General features: G+C 61.7%; 3 protein-coding genes and 1 tRNA gene. 1 reads left to right on the top strand and 3 read right to left on the bottom strand.

All coding sequences use genetic code 11. The features are described from left to right. The first annotated feature begins 388 nt into the window (after positions 1-388). A tRNA-Leu gene (locus Q0X85_RS16150) sits at positions 389-477 on the top strand. A 48-nt stretch (positions 478-525) separates the two neighbouring features. Here the strand turns inward: Q0X85_RS16150 and Q0X85_RS16145 are convergent. The 3 genes from Q0X85_RS16145 to Q0X85_RS16135 form a co-directional block, all read right to left on the bottom strand. Then, on the bottom strand, positions 526-2,130 hold the full coding sequence (locus tag Q0X85_RS16145; protein ID WP_297773614.1) for an FMN-binding glutamate synthase family protein: 1,605 nt from the start codon (positions 2,128-2,130) through the stop codon (positions 526-528). 84 nt (positions 2,131-2,214) lie between these two features. Continuing rightward, the gene (locus Q0X85_RS16140) at positions 2,215-6,462 is read right to left on the bottom strand and encodes a translocation/assembly module TamB domain-containing protein (protein ID WP_297773612.1); all 4,248 of its coding nucleotides are present in this window, start codon (positions 6,460-6,462) and stop codon (positions 2,215-2,217) included. Next, positions 6,462-8,225 (bottom strand): BamA/TamA family outer membrane protein, encoded by a 1,764-nt coding sequence (locus tag Q0X85_RS16135; RefSeq protein WP_297773610.1) that lies wholly within the window; start codon positions 8,223-8,225, stop codon positions 6,462-6,464. The genes Q0X85_RS16140 and Q0X85_RS16135 overlap by 1 nt, the downstream gene beginning before the upstream one ends. Between the last annotated feature and the right edge of the window lie 75 nt (positions 8,226-8,300).

Below are 8,300 nucleotides of genomic sequence, written 5' to 3'. Positions count from 1 at the left end.
ATCATCCGACCAATACCATCGGCAGCAGACAGAACTTCGATTTGAGGGCGGTTGATAAAGTCGGACATAAGGTCCGACTTACCATCGGAGCGAACCCAAGATCACACGGCCGCCACCGGAAGCTTACGATTCAATTCTGCCAATTGGGGATGATGCGACCAGGCAGGAGGCGTAACCAGCGATATTCTAAGAGTTTTCCCGTTAAGACGGTCAGACGTCGCGCGACCTATAACTGCTGCGCTCAATTAACCTTCTATGATGCTGGTTGGCCAAGTGATGGCCGTGTTACCTGTGCTGTTCTGCCTTAACGTCGAAAGCTTCAGCGTAGCCTCCAGAATTGTCTCCCACAGCATAGCCATTTACATTGGATTTCTGTGGGAATGGATCAGGCCAAGTATCACAAAAAAACCATTTCGTGAGAATTTAAAATTCGCCGGCAGAAATACCGTGCGAGTTCGAGTCTCGCCTTGGCCGCCATCCAAATTTTTAACGTCAGCGACAGGGCGGCTGTATCCACAGCTCCGATCAGGCGACGAAGTCAAACGTATCTGCGCGGGCGCGCTCCCAATACTTGGTAAACGCCGGATGCGCGACCGTGCCGGACAACAGCTCTCCCGGCTCAAGCCAGAGATACTGGCTGGCTGCAGAGCGCACTTCGCGGCTGTTCACCCGGATCATCAGGTGGTGTGGTGTGAAATCCTGGGGCGCTTTTAGCCCGGACGACTCTACCGCCTCCTTGAGGGCGATCATGGTATTTCGATGAAAATTGGCGACACGCTGATATTTATCCGCGACGACGAGCGCGCGATATCGGCCGGGGTCCTGTGTCGTAACACCCGTCGGACATTTGCCGGAGTGGCAGACCTGCGCCTGAATACATCCCACGGCAAACATGAAGCCGCGTGCCATGTTGCATCCATCGGCGCCGAGCGCAAACATCCGGCAGAGATCAAAAGCGCTAATCAGCTTGCCCGAGACGATCAGCTTGATCCGGTCACGCAGGCCCATGCCGATGAGTGTATTATGAACAAGCATGAGCCCCTCGCGAATGGGGGCGCCCTTGTGATCGGCAAATTCGGCTGGGGCGGCGCCTGTGCCGCCTTCGGCCCCGTCGATCGTGATGAAATCGGGGGTGACGCCTGTTTCGTGAAACGCCTTGGCCATGGCGAAGAATTCCCATGGGTGGCCAACGCAGAGCTTGATGCCGATCGGCTTGCCGCCCGAGAGTGAGCGCAGCCGCGCAATGAAGGCGCAGAGCCCTTCGGGAGTCGAAAACTCGGAATGACCCGGCGGGCTGATGCAATCTTGACCCACCTTGACGCCCCGCGCCTCGGCGATGGCCTCGGTCACCTTGGCCCCCGGCAGGATGCCGCCATGGCCGGGCTTGGCGCCCTGGCTGAGCTTTATTTCGATCATTTTCACCTGATCGTCAGCAGCGGTTTCGGCGAATATCTCTGGGCTGAATGCGCCTTCGGGGGTGCGGCAGCCGAAATAACCGGACCCCACCTGCCAGATCAGATCGCCGCCATGTTTGCGGTGAAAGCGCGAAATCGAGCCCTCGCCCGTGGTATGGGCAAAGCGGCCCAGCTTGGCACCCCAATTGAGCGACTCGATCGCATTGGGTGACAGCGCACCATAGGACATGCCCGAGATATTGAGCGGCGAGCTGTCATAGGGCTTGGTGCAATCGGGACCGCCGACGCGCAGCCGAAAGTCATGGCTGTCGAGATGGGTAGGGGCCATGGAGTGATTGATCCATTCATGCCCGACTGCGTTCACGTTGCGCAGCGTGCCGAAAGGGCGCAGCCCCTCGATCCCCTTGGCGCGGCGGTAGACCAGCGCGCGCTGCTCGCGGGAATAGGGCGTCTCTTCGTGGTCGCTTTCGAGGAAATACTGGCGGATCTCAGGGCGGAAATGCTCGAACAGGAACCGCAGCCTTGCCGAGATCGGATAGTTCTTGAGCACCGCGCGTTTGGTTTGGAAGATGTCGTACAGGCCAATCAGGGCGATGATCCCGGCCAGCCCCGCAAGCAGCCCGCCCCAGAACGGAAGCCACAGCGCGAGAAAAATGCCCGCCGGTACAAGCAGCAGGCTGACGAACAACGGAATATAACGCAAGATATCCTCCATGATCCCTGGCAACAAAAATCACTGTGGCAGATAGCGGTATTGAGAAGCGAGTCTTTTTCTGCCTCTTTTTCGAGCAGGGTTGCGTCAATAGTCCTTTTCGAAGAACACCCCGACGCCGGTATCTCCATCGTTGGACGTGCTGCCTTTGACGGTAAAACTGTTGGTCAGGTCCAGATTGAGATTGATCTTTTGCTTGCCCTCGCTGTCGGCGCTGACCTCGGTGTATACGTTGTCAGAGATATACGCGCCCGCGCTCACTTCGGTTCCGCCGTCCTCTGTCTGGGACACGTCGAGGTCTGCAAGGCCAACAGCACTACGCAGCTTGCCTACGACGTCGCCATTGCTGTTGCCGGCCAGCGTCGAGACGGCAGACGCCATCTGCGCGGCCTGAAAGGCCGAGATACTGTCGAGGCCGCGTCCGAAAATGAGCCGTGATACGACTTCTTCCTGTGGCAGGTCGGGATCGGACGCGAATGTTACCTCGGGTGCGCTGGCCAGGCCGTCAACGATCACCTGAACAGACACATCTTCAGCGTCTGTCTCGGCCACAAAGCGGAGATATGGATCGAGCGAGCCTTGCATGGTCACGCGCCCTTCGGTGAGGGTGAGCCGTTTTCCAAGGATGTCGATGCGACCACGGATCAATTCGAAAAATCCGTCCGGCGCAACGGCGGCAGTGGTACCAGCGATGCGCAGTCGCCCGCCGAGTTCAGCATCGAGGCCACGCCCGCGCACAAAGATGCGATTTGGAGCGTTGATTGTAATATCGAGGCCGTAGGGCCGCGCGGGAGTGCCCTCTTCGGTCTTGATGAGGCCCGCGTGTTCCCGGGTCTGGCGCGATAAGGCGCTCTCGTTCACGTGTTTTAAATCCGGAAGTGAAACCGAAGCCGGTCCGAGGCCCGACGGGATACGGATGTTGGTTTCTTCCAGCGTGATCGCGCCGCCGATGCGGGCGCCGCCTGTTAACGGCCCGTTGAGAGACACGTCTCCATTCGCGGTTGTCGTGTAAATCAGCTGATCGCTGAGCACGAGCCCGGCGAGCTCGACCGCGAGATCGCCGTTGAACCCTTGGGTAAGCGAGACCGGCCCCGTAACCGTGACACGCCCACCGTCCCGCATGCGTGCTGAGAAATCAGTTTGTACGCGGCTCTGGCCGAGGGTCGCCGTTCCGCTCAGATCATCCACTGCGAGCCCGGTGGCGGGCAGGGCAACGCGGGTGCCTTGCGTGCTCACCGTGCCCGAGACCGAGCCAAGGGCCGGTGTGCCACGGACCCGGAGATCATATTGGGCGGTGCCGTTGATCGCATTGGGTTGAATGAAGCCGTTGATCAGCGCCAGAGGCAGAGTACCGGACGCGGACAGGTCAAGCTGCTGTGCATGGTCTAACACGTCACCTGAAAGCGCGGCAGTGGTGCCACCGGGGCCGCTGGCGTCGAGGTCTAGGCCAACGCGCCGCGCCTCGGGCCCTTGCAATGTTACCGTGCCTTTGGCCGAGACGGGTCCGGAAAACTCGGGTGCGAAGAGGCCGAGATTGGCAAGCCGTGCATCAATCGCCACTGGTCCGCCCGCGCCGTCACCGTTTGCCGTCAGGCTCAGTTGTGGTGTTTCAAGGTTGATGGTGCTGATCTCGATCCGTTCGGGCGTGCGACCCGCCTCGGCCGCGAGCGAGAGGCGCCCGGCGATGAGTTGGTCGAGCTGGGCAATCCCGGTCGCCAGATTACGGCCTTCCAATGTGGTTGTCAGAGATAGGGCGTCGCCGCTTTCGCTGGCCTCGCCCTCCGCCGATAGATCAAGGCTACCGCGGAGGGGCTGCCCGGCCAGGGCGGCAAAGCGTGCGAGGTCGTCCACTTCGGCCGCAACCGTGCCTGTCGCCGCGAAGGTGTCAGGGTCCGGTTGCACGGTGCCGGTCGCGTTAAGTGTCGCGCCCATGAGACGTGCGGCAAGCCCCGTGGCGGTGATCGCACCATCTGAATCGCGCGCGATCATGCCGCGTGCCTCGGCAGGGCCGTTCAGGCGAGCGTCGATCAGCGCCAGATCGGACAATTCGGCGTCAAACACCAGCTCTCCGCTTTGTTCGGCGATGATGCCCGAGCCCGAGGCGTTGATTCGCGCGGCGTCATAGGCAAGGCGCAGGTCGCGCAGCGTGACTTCGCCGTTCTCCTGGCTGGCCTCGATCAGAAGACTGCCGTCGCTGGCCACCAAGCCGTCAAGTTGTGAGAGGCCTGTGGCGAGCCCGGATGTTGTCGCATTGAGCATGAGGTCAAAGCTCTGTGTCTCGATCATTCCCTTACCGTCAAGCGTGGCGTTGATCCGTCCCTCGAGGGGCTGGCCGGTGATGGCGGCAAAACGCGCGAGATCGGCGACCTCCGCCCTGATCTTGCCTGAGACGGGCAAACCAGGGGCCTCGGGAGAGAGCGTGGCGTCGCCGGTCACCCGTGCGCCCATCGCCTCAAGGCTCAGATCGCGCAGGACGACATCCCCTCCCGCGCTCCAGCCGACGCGGGCCTGCGTCTCTGCCGGACCAGAGAGCCGCCGGTCGGACAAACCGAGATCGTCGAGACGGGCGGAGACGGTCAGCACGCCGCTCTTGCTGTTGATCTGCCCTTGCGCCGTTCCGAGGAAATATTCGTTCTCGATGCGCAACTGCTCAAGAGCGGTGCCCGCCGTGTCGCGCGTGGCCTTGAGTGACATGGTGCCCGGTGGGCCAATCAGCGGGTCTAGCTGAGCGATGCCTAGCGCGAAATCGTTTGTGTCGGCCTCGAGCGTCAGGTCAAAATCGCCCCCGAGTAGACTGCCCGAGCCTGAGAGTGTGGCGTTGGCTGCGCCTGCGAGGTTCTGACCCGAGAGCGCGGCGAAACGGGCGAGATTGGGGGCCTCGATCCTGGCCGTACCTGAGACGGGGAAGCCATCTGCCAAGGCCTCTATGCGGCCGTTTGCGGCGAGCGTGGCAGATCCCGATGCGATGCGGAGGGCCCGCAAAAGGAGAGGGGCGCCATCGTTCCAGTCAAGGCTTGCATGTCCCGCGATCGCGTCACCGGCGGCCTCGGCAAGGGCTGGATCGGAAAGATCGAGACCGCTCAGGTCGAATTCAGCAAGTGCTGTCACCCCGCGCGGGGCCGTGCGCCGCAATGTGCCCCGTCCCGAAAGCGTTGCCTTGTCAAGCCTGACCTCTGGTTGCGTGAAGTCGGTCATCTCCAGCTGCGCGCGCCAGCGGTCGCCACGCGCAGCGTCGTAACGCGCGTCGAAGGCGGCCCGTTCAAGCGTCACGGGAGGGCCCGCCACAGGCAGTCGCACCGGTGTTGTCCCATCGCCAATATTGCCTTTGAGGTCAAAGCGCGTGGGCCAGCCCGCCGCATCGAGTGCCAGAGTGCCGTCAAGGGCAAGCTGCGCCGCCGACAGGCTGAGTTGGTCGATTTCAAGAGCACCATCGGGGGCACGAGTGCCATTGAGCGCGAGGGCGCTCTGCCCACCAAAGAAGGCACGGAAATCTTGTGCCATCAGCGGCGTCAGATCACCGTCGAGCGTTGCGTTGAAATTGGTGTTGCCCGAGTCGTCGCTTTTCAGCGTCAAGCGTCCGGTGAGGCGCTCGCTGTCGTCGGTTGCAAGCCGCAGATCGGCGGCGTAATCGCTGAGAGGGGCCTCGCCTTTGAGCGTGAGGGCGATGGCCGGGCTGTCTGGCAATTGCAACAAGCTGGCGGCAATGCCGCCCGGTGCCTCGTCCAGTGTCAGGTCAAGCGCCAAGACCCGGCTCTCGTTGTCAAACCCTGCATTAAGAGCAATCTCTCCACGACCGTCGAGCCGCGTGACGTTGATCTCGGCACGGCCCTCGCCGCCGCCCAATGACAGGCTGCCGAACAGTTCGAGCCTGATTTCCTCACCCAGAACAGGCCCGCCGAGTGTCAGGGTTTCTGCGGAAATCTCACCGATATTGACCGACACGGGCAGATCCGGGAGCGCGAAGGGCGTGGCCTCGGCATCTTCCGGGGTCACCGGCGCTTCGCCCTCCGGCAGACGTGACAGGGTGATTTCGGCGGCGGTCAGACGGTTGACTTCGACCCGACCGGCAAGCAGCGCAGAACGTGTCCAGTCGAGCGTGACATCGCCCAGCCGGAGCCAGACGCCCTCATTGTCGGCGATGGTGAGAGTCTCCAGACTGGCCTGCGATGACAATGCGCCAGCGAATCCGGTGATCCTCACCTTGCGCCCTGCGCCGGATAGATTGTCCTCGATCAGCGATTGGAGAAAGCCCCTGTCGTCTTCTCCGGATTGCGCCAGAAGCGGGCCCGCAAGACAGCTCAGGACAAACGAACATAAAATCAACAGACGTGTCATCAAAAGGCCTGCCCAATACCGATATAGATTTCAAAATCTTCCCCGGCGCGATCCCCGAGCGGCATACCGATATCGACTCGAATCGGCCCCACCGGAGTGAAATAACGCGCACCAATGCCAGCCCCGCTGTGCCATTCGCCCTCGCCGGACCCCAACGCATCCTGACCGATAAAGCCGGTATCCGCAAAGGCGACCGCTTGTATCTTGTCGTTTATATCGCCGCGCAGTTCCCCGGAAAAGCCGACAAAGCTTCGCCCGCCAACCGTGACCGTGGGAGAGAGATCAACACCGAGCGATTGGTATTCTTGCCCGCGCACGGTGCCAGCGCCCCCGGAGTAGAAAAGCATATCAGCGGGCACCTCATCGACAGCCGCGCCGGCGACCGATCCGATCTGCGCGCGACCGGCAAGCGTGATCCGGTCTCCGTCCCCAAAGCTCAGATATTTGCGGGCATCCGCAAACAGCCGGACACCGTCGCCGCTGTTCTCGTCAAGCCCGACAAAAGGTGTGAGGCTCAGATCGATGAAGAAGCCGGACTTGGCATTGAGCTGATCATCGCGCCGGTCCCACGTTGCGCGCGCCGGTAACAGCAGGTGTTGCAACTCGCGTTTGCCAAGATCGTCGTTGATCTCGGAGTAGCGATAGCTGATCCCGGCCTCTGCGGTTAACTCGTCCGAAAAGATGCGGGTAAAGCCGCCGCCGATCTGAATATTGCGTTCGCTGTAATCGGGCTCGTTGTTCTCTTCGATGCGCGCCTCAAGGAAAAGACCTGTGTCGGGGTGAAAGGTCGCCGGACGGTCAAGGCGCGCACCGAGTTGAAAATCCTCGCCCCCTGAATTTCCACCGATCCCGCCGATCATCCCCTCAATGCGGAGCCGCTCCGCGCCGCCCAGCAGATTGCGGTGCAGCCAAAACCCCGATAGCGTCACCCCTTCGAGCGAGGAAAGCTCGGCCCCCGCGCCGACGCGGCGGCGCTTGGCGTCTACAACGCGCGTTGTAATGTCGAGCGAGCCATCGGCGTTCGGCTGCTCGGCCTCGGTCATCACCACCGAACGGAATGCACCAGCGCGGCGCAGGCGATTGGCCGCCATCTCAAGCTCGTCGGGCGAAAAGACCCTGCCCGTAGGGAGCCCGGCAATCTCGCGGATGCGTGCCGCGCGTACCCGGCTCGGGCGTCCGTTCTCGGCGATCTTGAGATCACCAAACCGCAGGCGCGGACCAGGGTCGAGCGTGATGTCTGCCTTGAGCGTGCTCCGCGCGTGATCTGCAACCACGTCCTGTTCCGCGACAAGCGCCTTGGCGTGGCCCGACGCTCGCCATGCGGCGATACCTGCGCGCGTGGATTCGCCAATCAACTGTCCCTTTGCCAACTGGCCCGCCTCGAATTTTGGCGGCAGTTGCGTGCCCGGTGGGATCGGTGCCACGCGAGCGGTGGAAAAGGTAAAACCGTCGCGACGTTCGACGCTGATATCTATGCGCTCGATTGCGCTTGGTGCACGAAGTGGCGGAATGCTTGCCGCCTCCTGACCGTTGACACGAATCCGGATGACGCCGCCGTAATAGCCCTCGGCATAAAGGACCCCGATGAGCCGACCGTAATCGGCCTGTGCTGCTGCAACAAGATCCTGCGCCGTGGTCTCTTCCTGCTTGATCGTGCTGACCACGAGCGAGGCTTCGCGCAACCGATCCGCGAATTTCTCCGGCGATCCAGGTGTGTCAAAGCTCAGTTCGGTGGCGTGTGCAAAGGTGCTTGACAGCCACATGAAGACCAAGGCGACACAGGGCCGTATGGTTCGACTTAGATGTGATGGTCTCACTTGGCAAACACTCCCGTCACG

This window comes from uncultured Roseovarius sp., assembly GCF_947259555.1.
Taxonomy (GTDB): domain Bacteria; phylum Pseudomonadota; class Alphaproteobacteria; order Rhodobacterales; family Rhodobacteraceae; genus Roseovarius.
The sequence above is the reverse complement of the archived record's forward strand: the minus strand, read 5'-3'. Positions and strand labels throughout refer to the sequence as shown.